Raw genomic sequence first — 16,253 nt, 5'->3', positions numbered from 1 at the left:
TCTCATCCGATCGAGACCCACACGGCCCGTGCTCGTCCGCACACTCCGTCAGGCCCGACGATCGCGGACGCGGAGTAGGCCTTGCGCCCTTCCTTGCCAAGTTCCCACGCCAGCAGCACGTGGTCCACGCCCAGTTTCACCGGCTGCTCGACCTGGGCGACGAACGTGCCGAGCACGAACGCCGGGCCGCCGTCCGGGGCCACGGGTTGCGCGGAAGGGCAGTCGAGCGCGGCCCAGACGATCTCCGGCAGCACGCTGACGCCGTCGTTCGGCAGGACCTCGGACGGCCGCCAGACGCCCGCCCACTCGCGGCGGCCTTCCAGCGGGCCGAGCAGCGCGGCGATGCCGTCCTCGCGGTCCGGGCCGCAGCCGAAGCACGTCGGGAACGGGTGCCGGTCGCGCCACGGCACCTGCGCGGACGCCTTGAGCGCCTCTTCGAGCGTCGGCGCGTCCGGAACCTCCAGGTCGAGCATCGCGGGCTCGGCCGAGGCGATCACGACGTCGCCGTCGAGCAGGTCTCCGCCGCGGACCTCCAGGTCGCGGTCGAGCGGCACGGGCTTGCGCAGCCGGACGCTCACCGCGCGGGCGTCGACGTGCGCGGCGAGCAGGCCCGCCGAATATCCGCCGTTGCCCATGCCGGGCGGCCCGTTGAACCTGCTCGCGACCTTGACGGTGCTCATTCCTGCCCCTCCAGGTACACCCACTGGCCGTTCTCCCGGACGAACTTGCTGCGCTCGTGCACGATGCCTCCGACGTAGTGCGCGCGGAACTCCACGACGCCCTCGTTCTGCAGCAACCCGCCGTTCTCCGTGGCCAGCACTTCGAGCTTCAACCAGCGGTCCGTCGAGTCGACCCCGGCGGTCGACGGCCGGTGCCGGGTGGCCCACGTGCGCAGCAGGTAGTCCTCGTCGTGCACCGCGAAAGCGCTGTACCGGGACCGCATCAGCTGCTCCGCGGTGGCCGCCTTGCGCGCGCCCGAATGCAGCGCGCCGCAGCACTCCACATAGGACCCGCCGGTGCCGCAGGGACACAGTTTGTTGTTCACGCCGACATTGTGCCTGGTAATCCCGTTAGAACCGATGCACTGCTCCGTACGTACCCCTTGGCAGGACTGACTCGCGGGAGGCAGAGGAGGCAGAACGTGAGCGTCGACAGCAGGACAGAGCTCGTACCGCTGCGCACGTGGTTCGGGCTGCGCTGGCGCGGCTACGACCGTGACGAGGTGGACGACTACGTCGCCGAACTGGAGGCCGAGCTTCGCCTGGTCACCGCCGACCGCGACGCGTCGGAAGCCCGCGCGGAGGCACTGGCCGCCAGGCTGATCACCGTGCAGGAGGAGAACGCGGCCCTGCAGGACGGCCTGCACCGCATCTGCCTCACCCCGATAGACCCGAAGGGCCTGCCCGAACGGCTCGCCCGCATGGTCGCCCTCGCCGAGGAGGAACGCCGCGACGTCATCAGGGACGCCCAGCTCAAGGCGTTGATGATCGTGGGCGAGGCCGAGCAACGGGCCCGTGACCTGGACGAACACGCGGCTTCGAAGCGCGAGGAGATCCGCGAGGACTTCCGCCTGGCCATGTCCGCCCGCCGCGCCGAGGCCATGCGCGCGTTGGCCGAACTGCGCAACGTGGCCCGCGACGAGGCCGAACGCATCGTCGCCGAGGCCAAGATCCAGAGCTTGCACATCGAGTAGACGACGAACGGCCGGCACCGGAGAACTCCCGGCGCCGGCCTGATTCCGACTAGACCGACATGACCACGACGCCCACCGGACGCGTTCCCTGGTGGAACGGCACGGGTCGCACCGAGACACCCGCGTTCGGCGCGATCTCCCGTGCCGGTGCGGGCACGTGCACCACCGCGGGAGCCTCACAGGACTTGGCGACGCTGATCTCGAACGGCCCGAACGCCACGGCGGCGTCCGACACGTAGGCCAGCAGGACCGCGGCGGCCAGCAGGGCGGTGGTTCTCAGCACCGCCCTCCAGCTCCCGGCGATCGCGTGCCAGGCGCCGCCCCGGGCAGGAGCGGGCCGCATGCGGCGCGGCCCGCTCCTCTGCTGGAACATCCGTCGTGGCTTCCTGAGAAGCCCTCTCCTTCCTCCGGTTGCGCGGATGTGATGCGGATCACTCGATTTGTCTCGCTTGAGATGAAACATTTCGACCGCCTCCTCGACAAACAACGTGACTCAGGACGGACATTCATCCGGCGGGCTGCGATCCACCGGATGACGACCTGAAGGCGAGTATCCATCAAGCTCGACCATGACAGCACGAAGGCGCGTTCCGGCCGAGCAATTAACGCCGCCGCACTCCCCGCAGACAATGGGCGTCGAAGATTGTCCTGATTTCCGAACATTCCCGGCCCAGTCCCGCCCGCGAGGAATGACTCACTCCCCGCGCAGGCCGCCGCCACGGGCTGCGACCTGCGGGCCCACCGAACGAGTGACAGCACTTGCACGACAGCAGGAAGACCCTGGAATGTACGGATCGCTGGAAATTCCCCGATGCCACGACTCCTCACGACTCAGGACGGACATCGGAATCTCGACGAGAGCGGAGCCCGCGGCTGCGAACCCAGGGCTCCGCTTTTCGGGTGAATTCGCCGCGCGCCCACCCGGCAATTCGGTCCAGACCGAACAGAAAAGTCGCACGTCACGACCGTGAAAGCGCGACCACACACCGGATTCGACACCGGCCCGGCATTCGCCTTCCGGACCCGTCGAACACCGGTGTGCTCCAGCCACCCGTTCGGGTGAATATCCGCCCAGCTTCGTCGGGGAGCAAGGAACCACGAACCACTCATGGCCAAGCACGTCGGCGACGAGACGAAGCGGCCCGGCACGCCGGGCCGCCGTCTTCCGCAGAAGCTCGAGGACTTCAAGGAGGAGTGCCCGCTCGGTACGGACGAGAAGGAGTTCGTCATCGAGGTGTGCCGGATCCTGCACCAGCACCCGATCCGGCACAGCGTCATCCAGTTCGTCACCTGGCTCCAGGAGCAGCCGGATCTGCCCCGCTGGGCGAGCCGCAGGCCGAACACGGTCAGGAACGCGCTGTACGAGTCGCTCAACTGCTCGGCCAAGCACCTGCCGTCCTGGTCGATGGTCGCGTGGATCATCAGGGGCAGCGTCGAGCACGGCCGGGAGGCCGTCGAACAGCGCTTCGCCACGAAGTACGCGCGGCTGACCGGCGCGCACCCCGCTCCCGATGCCGAGAGCACGATCCTGCCGCTGCGCAAGGAGATCGCCAGGCTCACCGCCGAACTCGCGGACCGCGCCGCGGTCGTCGAGAGCCAGCGCGTGCAACTCGTCGCGGCTCAGACCAGGATCGCCCAGCTGACCGAGGCCGCCCGGCAGGAGCAGAGGCGGCGAGACCTGACCTCCTCGCTGGCGTTCGCCAGCACCCGCAGCGCGAACCACGTGGCCGTCATGGCGGCGTGGCTCGACGCGCACCACATCGTGCACGCCGACTTCGACTCGTGCGTCCGGCTGCTCAACGTCCAGGAGCTCCCCGAAGCACCAGAGCCGAGAATCCTGGCCGCCCCGCCACAACCTTCGTACCGCGCGGTGACCAGGTGGATCACCGTGCACCTGAGGGCGTTCATCCTGAGTCGCTACGACCAGGGCCTGGCCGCCGGGGGCATCGACGACCACAACGGCGAACTGGACGCCCTCGTGCGGCACGGCACCCTGCCTTCCGCGGCAGCCGTGGCCCCTCTCCTGCACGCGCACCAGTTCCTGGAGCGGTTCGTGCCGAGACTGCTGGAGGAGGCCGGAGCCGAAGACCGTGCTCGCCTCGGCACCACCGTGCCCGAGCAGGCCCACCCCTCCGGACAGGTCGCGCTCACGCCGTCGACCAGGAACCTGCTGAACAGCGAGACCGTGTTCCTGCAGATCTTCAGGCTCTCGCACCGCGGCATGACCGACCTGGACGCGGCGGACCGCGTGATCGCCCAGCTCCGCGCGTTGGAGAGTCGCACAGCTTGACCTCGGGAGGATCAGGCAAGAAGGCGAGAGCTTCGATCTCTCGCCTTCGGTGCCCTGACTGGTCTTATTGGTTCACAGGAACTTCCAGCGAACCAGTGAGGCGGCAGGAACATGTCAGCAGCGATCGTCACCGGCAGCAGCTCCGGCATCGGCTGGAGCACGGCCGTCGAACTCGCCGGGCGCGGCTTCGCGGTGATCCTCACCTACAGCTCCAACGAGGCAGGTGCCAAGCAGGCCGTAGACCTGATCGAGCGCAACGGCGGCAAGGCCACCGCGCTGCACCTCGACGTGGGCCGCAGCGACACCTTCCCGGCGTTCCGCGCCGAGGTGACCGAGGTGCTGCGCGGCTGGGGCACGGACACCTTCGAGGTGCTCGTGAACAACGCGGGCTTCGCCGAGACGGCGCTGTTCCCCGACATGGGCGAGGAGCTGTTCGACCGGCTCTACCGCGTGCTGCTCAAGGGCCCGTTCTTCCTCACCCAGACCCTGCTGCCGCTCCTCGCGGACGGTGGCGTGGTCATCAACACCACCAGCAGCTCCACCGAGCAGGCGGAACCGGGCTACTCGGGCTACGCCAGCATGAAGGGCGCGCTGGTCGTGCTCACCCGCTACCTGGCCAAGGAACTCAGCCCGCGCGGCATCCGGGTCAACTCCGTCTCCCCCGGCGCGACCCGGACGCGGCTCGGCGGTGACGCGTTCGAGAAGTACCCGGAGGTGATCCCCGCGCTGGCCGCGAACACCGCCCTGGGCCGGGTCGGCGAGCCCGACGACGTGGCGGTGGCGATCGCGGCGCTGGCGGGGCCGGACGGGCGGTGGATCACGGCGCAGAACGTCGAGGTGTCCGGCGGCTTCGGGCTTTAGCCTAGGACGAGGTTGCGCATGGTCGCGGTGCCGGCGTAGGCGTTGAGCCCGACCCTCCCCTCGGCGTAGGTCGTGTCGGTCGCGTCGATGACGGGGTTCGCGCCGCGGTCGAACCAGACCCGCAGGCGTGCGCCCTCGGCCTGGACCTTCAGGTGATAGGTGCGGCCTTGGACGATCGGCACGGCAGCCGTGGCGATGTCCCGGCCCGGCCGCCACAGCTTCACCACGCCGGAAGCGTCGATGTTCGCCGTGTAGCCCGCACCATCGGCACCGGCGCGGAACACCAGACCGGCCGCCACCCCGTTCACGATCGACAGATCACCTTCGTAGACCAGGTCGGACGCGATGCGGTCGCTGAGGTAGAAGGCGTCGCCGGAAGCCTGCGCCCGCACCGAGTCCGGTGTCGTCGTCCAGGTACCGGCGGGCGCGGTCCACGGCCCCGACGGGAACGCGGTGAAGCCCGACGCACCGGTGTTCAGGTTCTGCGCGGTCGCCGCACCCCGGTAGACGTTCGCACCGAACCGACCAGAGGTGTAAGCGGTGTCGGTCGCGTCGATGATCGGGTTCGTGCCGTGGTTGAGCCACACCCTCAGCCGTGACCCGAGAGCCTGCACCTTCAGGTGGTAGGTGCGCCCCTGCACCACAGGCACCGCAACGGAAGCGATGTCCCGACCGGGCCGCCACAGCTTCACCACACCGGACGCGTCGATGTTCGCGGTGTATCCCACACCATCGGCACCGGCGCGGAACACCAGACCTGCGGCCTGGGCGGTGTCCAGCCGGAGGTCGCCCTCGTAAACAGCGTCGCCACCGATCCCCGCGCTCAGGTAGAACGCGTCACCACTCGCCTGAGCGCGCTTGCCACCCGCGACATCGGTCCACGAACCGGCGGTGGCGTGCCAGGGTCCGGGCAGGTTGCTCTCCAAAGTGGACTGTGCGGTGCCCCAACTCGTGCTGAGCCGGGTGAACCGAGCGTCCACCAGACGAACGGTGCCGCCGTCGGCGAACAGCCGGATGCCCTGGCTGACGGCGGCCGAGTCGAAGTTCACGTTGTCGGACAGGGAGAACACGCCGTCGCCGCCGAAGATCTCCAGTTGGCCGCGGTCGACCAGCAGGCGCACGCTCACCTCGTTGCCCGCGGTCTCGAAAGGCTTGCCGTACAACGTCCGGGCCGCTCGGTCGTAGGACACAACCCGGTCGGCGGTGCCGTCGGAACGGCTGTGCAGTGCGAAACCGAACTCACGAGCGGTCGCGCCGCGCAGGTCGAAGCGGGCGGTGATCTCGTAGGTGTCGGCGAGCACGCCCGCGAACGGGTTGTTCGTGGCATTCACCGTCAGGTTGCGCCAACTGCGGGTGTCGGCCCGCAGCGAGGCCAGTTCGGCGACCGGGGTTCTCGTCACCCGAGGGCCGTCCGGCGACGCGACCAGCCCCAAAGACACCGGGAACGTCGCGTTGCCCGTCCAGACGCTGCCCCGGTTGCCGCCCTGCCACGCCATCTGCACCACGCGGCCGTCCGGGGTGTTGTCGAACGTCTCGGCGGCGTAGAAGGTGCCACCGGGGAAGGTGGTGCCGTGGTTCATCCGCTGAGGCTGCGGCCGGTCGGTGCGGAACGTGGTGCCGTCGAACGTGCCCACCACGTACTCGCCGGTCGCCGAGGTGAGCACCCAGCGCGGCACACCGTTCAACGGCAGCACGAACAGGTCAGGACACTCGAACAGCCAGGAAGCGGCGTAACGGCTGGCGAACGTCCACTTCAGGAGGTTCGGCGAGGTGTAGATGTCGACGCCGTTGCCGCCGCGGTCGGACCACACCACCATGACCCACTGGCGTCGCAGAGCGTCCCACACGACGTTGGGGTCGCGGCTCTCCTCCGGGATGTCGATCTGCTTGCGGCCGCCGTCGTACGCCTGGAAGCTGCGGCCGTTGTCGTTGCTGTAGAACACGCTGACGCCGTTGACGTTGGAGAAGACGACGATCGGGTCGAGTGCGCCGGTCTTGAGGCCCGAAGTGTTCGCCTTGTCGACCACACCGCCGCCGGAGAACAGCGTGCCGGGGTGCACGCCGGGTTCCAGCGCAACGGTTTTCTGGGTCCAGTGCACGAGGTCCGGGCTCGTGGCGTGACCCCAGTGCATCGTGTCCCACTCGAGGCCGTGCGGGTTGTGCTGGTAGAAGAAGTGGTAGAGGCCGTTGGCGAACACCAGGCCGTTGGGGTCGTTCATCCAGCCCGACTGCGAGCTGAAGTGGAACTGCCCGCGGAACGGCTCGGAGTAGGTCGTGGGCGCATAAGGGAACTCCGGGTAGTCCGGTGTCGTCCCCGCGGCGGCAGGCACCGCCGGGAAGAGCAGAGCCGCCACCAGCACGACGATCAGCGCACGTATCACGAGACCTCCCGGGACAACGTTGTCAGCCGTTGGTCACCGTGGCCCGGAACGCGGGTGCGTCACAACCGCCCTCTGGGTGAGAGCGTTCCCACACCGTCTCGACAGGTCACACGTAGATGGCCAGCGCGACGGTCACCACCCAGGCGAGGCCGAGCGACTGCAGGACCCGGTCGGAGCGGGCGAGGTCGTCCGGCGCGCCCGCCTTGCCGCTGTCCACGTCGACGGCGTAGCGCAGCACCGCGATGACGAACGGGATCATGGACAGCGCGGCCCACGGGCTGCCGGTGCGCTGGCCGAGCTCGAACGCCCACAGGCCGTAGGTCATGTTCATGACGGCCGCCGAGGTGGCCCACACGAACCGCAGGTAGGTCTCGGAGTAGCGGGTCAGCGAGTGCCGGATCGCGGCACCGGTGGCGTGGAACAGCGTGATCTCGGCGTACCTCTTGCCCGCCACCATGAACAACGACCCGAACGCCGTCACGAGCAGGAACCACTGGCTGGGCACGATGCCGGCGCCCAGCCCGCCCGCGATGGCGCGCATCAGGAACCCGGACGCGACGATGCACAGCTCGAGCACGGGCTGGTGCTTCAGCCCGAAGCAGTAACCGAGCTGCACGGCCAGGTACACGCCCATCAGCACGAGCAGCTGCCAGCTCGCCACCGCGCCCACAGCGAGTGCCGCCGCCATCAGCACCCCGGCCGTGACGAACGCGACCGGTACCGGCACCACGCCCGCCGCGATCGGCCGGGTGCGCTTCTTCGGGTGCTCGCGGTCGGCCTCGACGTCCTTCGCGTCGTTGACCAGGTACACCGCCGAAGCCGCGCAGCAGAACGCCACGAAAGCAAGAGCGGCCGACCGCAGCACGACGGGTTCCGCGATCCGGCTGGACGCGAAGGGGGCGGCCAGCACCAGCACGTTCTTGAGCCACTGGTGCGGCCGTGCGGTCTTGACGAGGCCGCGCAGCAGGGAGGGTCGCGTCTCGGTCGCCACGGTCATCGCCGCCCCCACACGACGCGCCGCACGCCACGGGCCACAGCGGCCCCCAGCACGGCGCCGGCCAGCACGTCGGTCGGGTAGTGCACGCCCAGCACCAGCCTGCTGACCATCATCGGCGGCACCAGCAACGGCACGAGCGGCTGGTTCGTCAGCGCGCCGTAGGCGATCGCGGCGGCCGTGGTCGAGGTGGCGTGCGACGACGGGAAGCTGAGCTGACTCGGCGTGCCCGCGAGCACCTGGACCTCCGCGTGGTGCGGGCGTTTCCGCCGCACCACCCGTTTCACCACGATCGACGTGGCGTGCGCGGCGACCACCGAGGCCGCCGCGACCGTCCACTCCGGACGTCGCCGGCGATCCACCAGTGCACCGGCGACGCCGAGCAGCACCCATCCGGCGCTGTGCTCGCCGAAGAACGACATCAGGCGCGCGGCCTGCACCACGGGCGTTTTCGCCAGGGCCGTCTGCACGACGACCAATGCCTCCGCTTCACGCTCGCTCATCGTGGCCCTTCCCAACCCGTGCGGGTCTGGCGGTCGTGGGTGGTGGTGTAGCCACCGGTCTCGTAGAGCGGGGTGGTCCGGTAGACCTGGATCGGGTGGGGGCCGGCGAAGTCCCGCAGTCGTGCGGGCAACGCGGTGACCTCGTGCGTGGTCAGGACGTCGCCGAACAACGCCCCGCGCACCGGCTGCCAGGTCGCGTCGCTCAGCCCGAGCCACGGCGAGTCACCCCACTGCACGGCGTACGAGATCGGCTCGATCACGCCGTCCTGGACGCGCGGCTGACGTTGGCACGGGAACAGGAAGGCGAACTGCCAGGCCACCCCGACCGCTGCCTCGCGGGGCAGGAACTCCCGCAACGGCACGTACTTCTGCGCGGCGGGCGCCGAGAACTCGCCGTCGCCGGTGAGCCGCACCTGCGTCGCGCCGGGCGGAGCGGGCGGCAACACGAGGGTGCGCCGCAGCGTGCTGTCGACGGTGTCGGTGAGCTTCCCGGTGCCGAGCACCTCGGCGTTCGACGTCGCGTACTCGTAGGTGACCGCAGCGGGCTTGCCGGTGACGACCGTCGCGACCGGGTCGGTCTGGATCGCGAACCACCTGTCCGGCAACGGAACCAGCGACTGCGGCGTGGCCACCTCGATCCCGTCCGCCGCGACGCACCGCTCCGCCAGGGGATCCCGCACGTTCGCCGCCCACGGAGACCAGGTGTCCAGCGTGCGCACGGTGGCGACGGCGAACCCACCCACCAGATACGTCACGTTGGCGGCGAAGAACAGCACGACCACGACCGGGATCGCGATGACCGGCGCGAGAGAACCCTTGCCCCGCCGGTACAACACGACCGCGACGACCACGATCAGCAGCAACCACCAGTAGGGCTTGTCGAACTTGAGCACCGACAGGTGCGGCGGCACACCGGTGGAAGGCAGCCCCAGGTGCCACGAGTACGGCCACAGGTTGGCGCCGTGCCCCGCGAGTCCCATCATCACCACAACGCTGACGGCACCACCGAAGAGCACCGGCACGGACAGCTTGCGGTCGTTGGTCAGCTCGCGCACCAACGGCACGAAAGCCAGCAGCATCAGGGCGAGGAACACCGAGCCGATCCCGGCGAGGCTGCCGAAGTGGTGCGTCCACTTGCTGGGCGTGAACCACAGCAGGAAGAACGCGAACATCGTCGACCAGCCCGTCAGCGCCAGCCGGGACGGCACCTCGATCCGGCGGGCCCGCGCCGCCGTGACCAGCACGACGAACCAGATCAGCGCGACGACGCACAGCAGCACGGGCGCGCGCTTGGCGTAGTTCGCCATGGCGTCGCCCTGGTTCAGCAGGAACACCCACCGCCCGAACTCGGTGTACCAGGTCTCCGAGCCCGCCATCTTCTTGAAGATCTCCTGCGCGTACAGGAAGTCGCGCAGGCTGCCGTCGCTGAACGCCATGATCACCGCGATCGCGCCGGGCGAGAGCACGGCGAGCGTCCTGGCCACGATCGTGCGCCAGCCGGCGTCCGTCGCGAGCAGCTTCCACACGAACGGCAGCCCCGCGATCAACGGCGCGAGCGTCGTGAACCCCGTGGGGTGCGCGAAGAACCCGATGCCCGCGACGCCGACGGCCGCGCCGAGCCACGCGAGCCGCTGCCGTTCGACGGCGGCCGTCACCGCGAGCAGGGTGAGCAGACCGCACATGGTCACGACGCCCTCGGGTCGCACGCCCATGTCCAGCGGCAGCCACCACGCGAGGAACGCGGCCCCGAGCACGACGCCGCTGAACCTGCCTGACACGTAACGACGTGCGGCGAACCAGGTCACCAACCCGAACAGCAGCGCAGGAATCCGCAGCACGACCGGCGCGAACCCGAAGACCTGCCACTTCGCCAGGAAGTAGTAGAACCAGGAGAACGGCGTGAAGCCCTGGTTGAGGATCTGGTAGTAGTTGCCGACATATCCCTCGAACGGCACGTTCCTCGCCATCGCGCTGTAGTAGCCGTCGTCGTCGGACATCGGCGCCAGGAACAGCCAGGCCAGCATGATCGCGGGCACGACCAGGTCGACGGGGCTCAGCCGCCACCGGAACGTCGAGGGCTCACGCGCCACGCGCCGGTCCATCAGCACGAGACAGGCGAACGCCGTCGCCGTCGACAGCGCCAGCAGCACCATCAACACGATCTTCCACACCGACGGACTGGTGCTGAACTGGTCGTCGACCCTGATCCGCACCGCCAGATCGCTGCCGGGCGCGGTGATCGACGTCGCCAGCACGTGCACGTCCGGCATGACCGAGCGACCGATCTCCCTGCCGTCGCGCAGGATGCTCAGCCCGTCCCGGTCGCCGCGGATCTCGTACGCGCACGACCCGGCGGGCACCGGGTCGTCCAGCGTCGTCACCCCGCTCACCAGCAGACGGCCGTTCTCCGCGCGCACCACGAGTCCGCGCGCGGGAGCCGTGGGTGTGATCGTCGCGAACACCACGCCACCGCTTGCCTGCGCGGCCCGCACGGTGTCGCAACCGAACCGCGCGTCCATCTCGAATGGACGGTAGGCGCTCAGCGGGAGCATCGTGGACTTCGGCGCTCCGGCGCCGTCCGGCCAGCTCACGGTGGGATCGTTGATCGTCACGGGCGCGAGCGGCATCAGCGCCGCGAACAGCACGGTGAGCGCGCCGGACACGAGAGCGGCGACCTTCAGCCGTCTCTTCCCCCGCACGGGCCTGGGGGCAGGGGCAGGCGCTTCGGGGGCTAGCGGAATCGTTTGTGTCGTCACGCGCCGATGTCCTAGGGGGTTCGGATGGGCGAGGCGTCAGAAGCTAGCGAGCCCTCGTTACGCGAACCGGCCGGTCACCCACGGCATTGCTACGTCTGCGTTGCCATACCCCGGATTCGTGTTACGGGCGGGAAAACCGCCACGCCGCAACGGATAGGGTCCGCCCATGCTCCGTGCACTCAGCTTCGTCGGGGTGTGCATCGTCCTGTCCGGACTGCTGGTCAACGTCTACCTCGCGATCGTCGCGCGCGGCGTCACCCCCGCCGAGTACGGCGACTTCGGCGCGTTCTGGTCGATCGCGCTGCTGGTCGGGTTCGGTGCTTTCCTGCCGGTGGAACAGGAGTTGGCACGTCTCGGGCCGCGCGCGCTGCGGTCGGCCGCGGTCGTCGCGATCGGCATCGCCGTGGTCGAGAGCGCGTTCGCCGCGTTCATCTCCCCCGCCGTCGTCGTGCTGTGCTTCCTGTCCGCCGCGCAGTTCCTGGTGCGCGGCGCGTTGATCGGCAGCGGCAGGCTGTCGTGGCACGGCGGCCTGCTGGTCGCCGACACCGCCCTGCGCGTGCTGTTCGCGCTGCTCGCCGGGTGGCTCGGCGCGACCACGAGCGCCCAGTTCGAGTGGACGCTGGTGGCCGCGGTCGCGGTGGCGCATCTGCCCGTGCTGGCCGCGATCTGGTGGCAGGGCGAACGCGAGGTGCCCGTGCGCGAGATCGCCCGCTCGGTCGCGCCGTTGCTCGTCGGGTCGCTGTGCGCGCAGGTGTTGCTCAACGGCATCCCGGTGGTGGTCGCGGCCGTCGCGGAACCGGGGGAACGGGCGCGCGCCGGGGTGTTCCTCGCGGCGTTCCTGCTCGCCAGGGTCCCGCTGTTCGTCGCGGTCCCGTTGCAGACGGCGTTGCTGCCGGTGATCGCGGGCAGGCCGAAGCGGGCCGTCGTGACCCGGCTCGCCGGCCTGCTCGCGGTGGCCGGGGCCGCCGGAGTCGCGGTGGCGTTCACCATCGGGCCCTGGCTGGTGCAACTGGTGTTCGGACATCTCTACGTGGTGTCCGCCGGTGATCTCGCGCTGCTGGCACTGGGGGTGGTCGCGCACCTCGGGTTGATCGTCACCACCCAGGCGCTGGTCGCGGACGCACTGCACAGCCGGGTCGCGTGGACCTGGGCCGCCGGCGTCCTGACCGCGGCGGCGACGTTCGCCGTCATCCCCGATCTGGTGCTGCGCGCGGAGATCGCGTTCCTCGCCGGATCGCTCACCGGACTGCTCCTCGGGGTCCGGTTGCTCACTTCCCCACGACAGGAGAGCGAACTGTGCTCGACGACCTCGTCATCGCCCTGACCTACTACTCGCCGTACGTGTCGGGCCTGACCAACTTCGCGCGGGACGTCGCGGAGGGTCTCGCCGAGCGCGGGAAGCGGGTCCGGGTGGTCACCACCCGGCACGACCCGTCGTTGCCGCACGAGGAGACGATCAACGGTGTGCGCGTCAGCCGCGCACCGGTGCTCGCGAAGCTCGGCAAGGGCGTGATCAGCCCGGCGTTCGCCGCGATGGTGCGCGAGGCGTCCGCGCACGCCCACGTGCTCAACCTGCACCTGCCGATGCTGGAAGCAGGTCCGGTGGCGGCGCTCGCGAAGTGCCCGGTCGTCGTGACCTACCACTGCGACGTCAGCCTGCCGCCCGGTGCGGTGAACACCTTGCAGGGCAAGGTGATCGACGCGTCCAGCCGTCTCGCGATGCGCCGCGCGGCCGCCGTCGCGGTGACGAGCGAGGACTACGCGAGGGCGAGCAGGCTGTGGCCGTCGATCCGGCCGCACATGGTCGCCGTGCCCCCGCCGTGCCGCCCGGTTCCCCCTGGCACGCCCCGGTTCCGCGACGGCGAGGGCCCGCACGTCGGGTTCCTCGGGCGGATCGTCGAGGAGAAGGGCGTCGAGCACCTGGTGGACGGGTTCCGCGCGGTGCCCGACCCGTCGGCGCGACTGCTGATCGGCGGCGACTTCGGCAACGTCGCGGGCGGCAGCGTCATCGACCGCGTCCGCGCGCACATCGCGGGCGACCCGCGGATCAAGCTGCTCGGGTTCGTGCCGGACGAGGACCTCGGCGACTTCTACGCCTCGCTCGACGTGTTCGCGCTGCCGTCGGTGAACGCCTTCGAGGCGTTCGGGATCGTGCAGGTCGTCGCGATGCTCGCGGGCGTTCCGGTGCTGGCGAGCGACCTGCCCGGGGTGCGGATCCCGGTGCGGGAGACGGGTTTCGGGGTGATCGTGCCGCCCGGTGACGCGGCGGCCATCACGGCGGGCCTCGGTTCGCTCTTCGACAGCCCGCCGGTGTCGGACGGTTCAGCAGCGGCGAAGTTCAGCGTTCCGGCCGTGCTGGACGCCTTCGAGGCGTTGTTCGAGAAGCACGCCCGCTAGCCCGCTGACCACACGCGGCCGGCCCAGACCTCGGCCTCTTCCCTGCTCTCGTACTGCGGCAGGTACGGGCCGGCCCCGACGAGCACGCCGAGCGAGTGCAGCAACTCCGCCTGCGCCTGCGAGGCCACGCCGTGCGCGCCCACCACGATGCCCAGCTCCCCCGCCCGTTCGACGAGGTGGCTGATCTGGCGGCGGGCCCACTCGGGCGCCTCGCCGGTGGCGGTGACGGCCACGACCGGGCCGACCAGCATCACGCCGGGCACCGGGAGTTCCAGCGCGGACACCAGTTCGAGGTCGGGCAGCCCGGCCACGTCCATCACGAACACGATGCCGAGCCGCGCCAGCACGCCGATCGACTCCTGCAGGTCGCCGCGCTTGTCCAGCAACGACGCGCTGTTGGTACACAGCATCAGCCGCCGCGCCTCCACGCCGCGCCGTTCGAGTTCGGCACGGACGATGCGGACCAGGTCGGGGTCGATCGCCATGCGCTGCGGCAGGTTCAGGCACACGACCGGCGCTCCGTCGGCGAACCGCCCACACCAGTCGGCGGCGGTCTCGACGGCTTCCGCGAGCAGGTGGCGGCCCAGTGGCATGGTCATGCCGGTGAGTTCGGCGAGCGCGTAGACCTCGTCCGCCCCCAGGGACCCGAGCGACGGGTGCCGCCAGCACAGGCTCGCCTTCAGCGACGTGATGACCGGCGCGTCGGGCAGCACGACCTGGGGCTGGTAGACGAACCCGACCTCACCGACCTCGATCGCACCGGCGAGCGACGCCGCCAGGAAGTAGCGGTCCCGCGCCGCCCGGTCCGTCTCCGGGTCGAACAGCACCCACTGCGACTTGCCGAGCTCCTTGGCCCGGTGCAACGCGACCTCGGCGGAGCGGGCCAGCGCGCTGTGGTCGGCACCGGCGCAGTCCGCGACCACGACGCCGACGCTCGCGCTCACCCCCACGCCGACGCGGGAGTCGTGGTAGACCGGCTGCGCGAGCTGGTCGATCATCTCCTCGACCAGCGCCACGACCGACTGCTGGGTGATGTCTCCCTTGAGCGCCACGGCGAACTCGTCGCGGAACAGCCGAGCGATGAACGCGCTCTCGTGCGTGAACACCTCGCGCAGGGTGGCGGCGGTCGCGTGCAGGACGCGGTTCGCGAGGTCGGGCCCGAGGCCGTCGTTGATCACGCCGAAGCCGTCGACGTCCAGGAACAGCACGGCGATCCGGTCGCCGTCGGCAGGCCCGCCGACCATGCTCTCGAGCTTCGAGCGGAAGTAGGCGTCGTTCGGCAGGCCCGTCAACGAGTCGTGCAACGTCTGGTGCCGGAACGTCTCCTGCAGCTGCCGCAACTCCTGCTCGTCCTCGAACAGGAAGAGCAGCCCTTCTTCCGGCAACGCGGTCGCCGACACCCGCACGTACCGGCTCGGCGCCTCCGCCGACACGATCTCGGCCTCGCCGCGCACGACGAGGTCGGCGTTCTGGCGGAGCTTGTTCACCGCGTCGGCCAGGAACGCCCCGGTGGCGCCCGTCGTCGCCATCTCGCCGATGCCGAACCCGACGCGCGCCCCGATCTCGGTCTTCTCGACCAGGTCGGTGAAGGCGGGGTTGGCGGCCCGCACCACCCCGTCGGGGTCGGTGATGACGGCCGCGGCGGGGCAGGCGCGGAAGAACGCGTCGAACCGCTGCGGGGCGCTGCCGGACGTCGTCACTGCGACACCTCACACCAGCCGGTTCCGGTGACACAAGAGCAATAACCCGGTCGTTGCGCCAACGGGGTGACATCGGTGCCGAGGTTCATCGTTTCCACCGCCCGTTCGCTCCGCCCGTGTCCCCCGAAGAGACGTTCGGACCGAAAGCACGACCGGTTCACACACCGTCGAATTCCACCTGACTTGGGCTGCTGAGCTGCGGAAACACGCGCGATCGACGGTACACGCACGCCTGGCTCAGCGACGTTTGCGGCCCAGCACCATCAACGTCTTGGTGCCGATCACGAAGCCGCCCTCGCGCATCCGGTCGATCACGTCGCGCACCTGGGCGACGTTGGTGAGGCGCACCCGCGCCAGGGCGTCGGGATCACCCGCCACGGTGACGATCTCCTGCACCTCGGGGATGCGCATCATCGCGTCGGTAACCTCCTCGACGCTGACGTCGCCCGCGAACCTGAGCTCCACCCACGCCTCCAGGCCCGCGCCGAGCTTGCCGTGGTCGACGAGCGCGGTGTAGCCGGTGATGACGCCGAGACGCTCCAGGCGTTCGATGCGGCGCTTCACCGGGGCGGGCGACAGGCTCACGCGGTCGGCGATGTCGACCAGCGACCGGCGGCCGTCCTCGATCAGCAACGCGAGGATCTCGCGGTCCAGGTCGTCGATCGAGTCAGCCATGAG

The 16,253-nt window shown here is 70.0% G+C and carries 14 protein-coding genes; 5 read left to right on the top strand and 9 right to left on the bottom strand.

Going from position 1 to position 16,253, the window contains the following annotated elements; all coding sequences use genetic code 11:
• Positions 1 to 2: 2 nt before the first annotated feature.
• Together JNUCC0626_RS01950 and JNUCC0626_RS01945 are read right to left on the bottom strand one after the other, a co-directional pair.
• Positions 3 to 680, bottom strand: a complete 678-nt coding sequence (locus JNUCC0626_RS01950) for a hypothetical protein (protein WP_394617885.1) — start codon at positions 678 to 680, stop codon at positions 3 to 5.
• The gene (locus JNUCC0626_RS01945) at positions 677 to 1,045 is read right to left on the bottom strand and encodes a YchJ family protein (protein ID WP_394617884.1); all 369 of its coding nucleotides are present in this window, start codon (positions 1,043 to 1,045) and stop codon (positions 677 to 679) included. Before JNUCC0626_RS01945 ends, JNUCC0626_RS01950 begins: the two co-directional genes overlap by 4 nt.
• Positions 1,046 to 1,141: 96 nt before the next feature.
• Between JNUCC0626_RS01945 and JNUCC0626_RS01940 the strand changes: the two genes are divergently transcribed.
• A complete protein-coding gene (locus JNUCC0626_RS01940; RefSeq protein WP_394617883.1) occupies positions 1,142 to 1,693 on the top strand; it encodes a DivIVA domain-containing protein in 552 nt (183 codons plus the stop codon).
• A gap of 49 nt (positions 1,694 to 1,742) precedes the next feature.
• Here JNUCC0626_RS01940 and JNUCC0626_RS01935 read toward each other — a convergent pair whose 3' ends face one another.
• Complete coding sequence (locus JNUCC0626_RS01935; RefSeq protein ID WP_394617882.1) at positions 1,743 to 1,976, bottom strand: hypothetical protein; 234 nt, start codon at positions 1,974 to 1,976, stop codon at positions 1,743 to 1,745.
• Between the two features lie 825 nt (positions 1,977 to 2,801).
• Here JNUCC0626_RS01935 and JNUCC0626_RS01930 point away from each other — a divergent pair.
• Both JNUCC0626_RS01930 and JNUCC0626_RS01925 read left to right on the top strand, forming a co-directional pair.
• Positions 2,802 to 3,983 carry a hypothetical protein gene (locus JNUCC0626_RS01930; protein ID WP_394617881.1) on the top strand — a complete coding sequence of 394 codons (1,182 nt, stop codon included), beginning with the start codon at positions 2,802 to 2,804 and terminating at the stop codon, positions 3,981 to 3,983.
• Between the two features lie 111 nt (positions 3,984 to 4,094).
• Positions 4,095 to 4,844, top strand: coding sequence for an SDR family NAD(P)-dependent oxidoreductase (locus JNUCC0626_RS01925; RefSeq protein WP_394617880.1), 750 nt, complete (start codon positions 4,095 to 4,097; stop codon positions 4,842 to 4,844).
• Here JNUCC0626_RS01925 and JNUCC0626_RS01920 read toward each other — a convergent pair.
• From JNUCC0626_RS01920 to JNUCC0626_RS01905, 4 genes are all read right to left on the bottom strand, one after another.
• Positions 4,841 to 7,225 (bottom strand): glycoside hydrolase family 32 protein, encoded by a 2,385-nt coding sequence (locus JNUCC0626_RS01920; RefSeq protein WP_394617879.1) that lies wholly within the window; start codon positions 7,223 to 7,225, stop codon positions 4,841 to 4,843. The two genes, JNUCC0626_RS01925 and JNUCC0626_RS01920, sit on opposite strands and share 4 nt — an antisense overlap.
• Before the next feature lie 106 nt (positions 7,226 to 7,331).
• Positions 7,332 to 8,222 (bottom strand): decaprenyl-phosphate phosphoribosyltransferase, encoded by an 891-nt coding sequence (locus tag JNUCC0626_RS01915; protein WP_394617878.1) that lies wholly within the window; start codon positions 8,220 to 8,222, stop codon positions 7,332 to 7,334.
• A complete protein-coding gene (locus JNUCC0626_RS01910) occupies positions 8,219 to 8,722 on the bottom strand; it encodes a phosphatase PAP2 family protein (protein ID WP_394617877.1) in 504 nt (167 codons plus the stop codon). Before JNUCC0626_RS01910 ends, JNUCC0626_RS01915 begins: the two co-directional genes overlap by 4 nt.
• On the bottom strand, positions 8,719 to 11,421 hold the full coding sequence (locus JNUCC0626_RS01905) for an arabinosyltransferase domain-containing protein (RefSeq protein WP_394617876.1): 2,703 nt from the start codon (positions 11,419 to 11,421) through the stop codon (positions 8,719 to 8,721). Before JNUCC0626_RS01905 ends, JNUCC0626_RS01910 begins: the two co-directional genes overlap by 4 nt.
• Positions 11,422 to 11,644: 223 nt before the next feature.
• On the opposite strand from JNUCC0626_RS01905, the gene JNUCC0626_RS01900 reads away from it, so the two are divergent.
• Both JNUCC0626_RS01900 and JNUCC0626_RS01895 read left to right on the top strand, forming a co-directional pair.
• Complete coding sequence (locus JNUCC0626_RS01900) at positions 11,645 to 12,802, top strand: lipopolysaccharide biosynthesis protein (protein WP_394617875.1); 1,158 nt, start codon at positions 11,645 to 11,647, stop codon at positions 12,800 to 12,802.
• Entirely contained in the window at positions 12,775 to 13,875 is a 1,101-nt protein-coding gene (locus JNUCC0626_RS01895; RefSeq protein WP_394617874.1) for a glycosyltransferase family 4 protein, read from the top strand. The genes JNUCC0626_RS01900 and JNUCC0626_RS01895 overlap by 28 nt, the downstream gene beginning before the upstream one ends.
• On the opposite strand, the gene JNUCC0626_RS01890 is transcribed toward JNUCC0626_RS01895, so the two are convergent.
• Both JNUCC0626_RS01890 and JNUCC0626_RS01885 read right to left on the bottom strand, forming a co-directional pair.
• Entirely contained in the window at positions 13,872 to 15,575 is a 1,704-nt protein-coding gene (locus JNUCC0626_RS01890) for a diguanylate cyclase domain-containing protein (RefSeq protein ID WP_394617873.1), read from the bottom strand. The genes JNUCC0626_RS01895 and JNUCC0626_RS01890 overlap by 4 nt on opposite strands.
• Positions 15,576 to 15,812: 237 nt before the next feature.
• On the bottom strand, positions 15,813 to 16,250 hold the full coding sequence (locus tag JNUCC0626_RS01885; protein ID WP_285631181.1) for an Lrp/AsnC family transcriptional regulator: 438 nt from the start codon (positions 16,248 to 16,250) through the stop codon (positions 15,813 to 15,815).
• Positions 16,251 to 16,253: the final 3 nt, after the last annotated feature.

It is taken from the genome of Lentzea sp. JNUCC 0626 (genome assembly GCF_043632865.1).
GTDB lineage: Bacteria > Actinomycetota > Actinomycetes > Mycobacteriales > Pseudonocardiaceae > Lentzea.
The sequence above is the reverse complement of the archived record's forward strand: the minus strand, read 5'-3'. Positions and strand labels throughout refer to the sequence as shown.

Bases quoted from the DNA above. Each gene is read 5' to 3' on its own strand.
- JNUCC0626_RS01930 (WP_394617881.1), top strand. From the start codon at position 2,802: ATGGCCAAGCACGTCGGCGACGAGACGAAGCGGCCCGGCACGCCGGGC.
- JNUCC0626_RS01915 (WP_394617878.1), bottom strand. From the start codon at position 8,222: ATGACCGTGGCGACCGAGACGCGACCCTCCCTGCTGCGCGGCCTCGTC.
- JNUCC0626_RS01950 (WP_394617885.1), bottom strand. From the start codon at position 680: ATGAGCACCGTCAAGGTCGCGAGCAGGTTCAACGGGCCGCCCGGCATG.
- JNUCC0626_RS01900 (WP_394617875.1), top strand. From the start codon at position 11,645: ATGCTCCGTGCACTCAGCTTCGTCGGGGTGTGCATCGTCCTGTCCGGA.
- JNUCC0626_RS01885 (WP_285631181.1), bottom strand. From the start codon at position 16,250: ATGGCTGACTCGATCGACGACCTGGACCGCGAGATCCTCGCGTTGCTG.
- JNUCC0626_RS01925 (WP_394617880.1), top strand. From the start codon at position 4,095: ATGTCAGCAGCGATCGTCACCGGCAGCAGCTCCGGCATCGGCTGGAGC.
- JNUCC0626_RS01910 (WP_394617877.1), bottom strand. From the start codon at position 8,722: ATGAGCGAGCGTGAAGCGGAGGCATTGGTCGTCGTGCAGACGGCCCTG.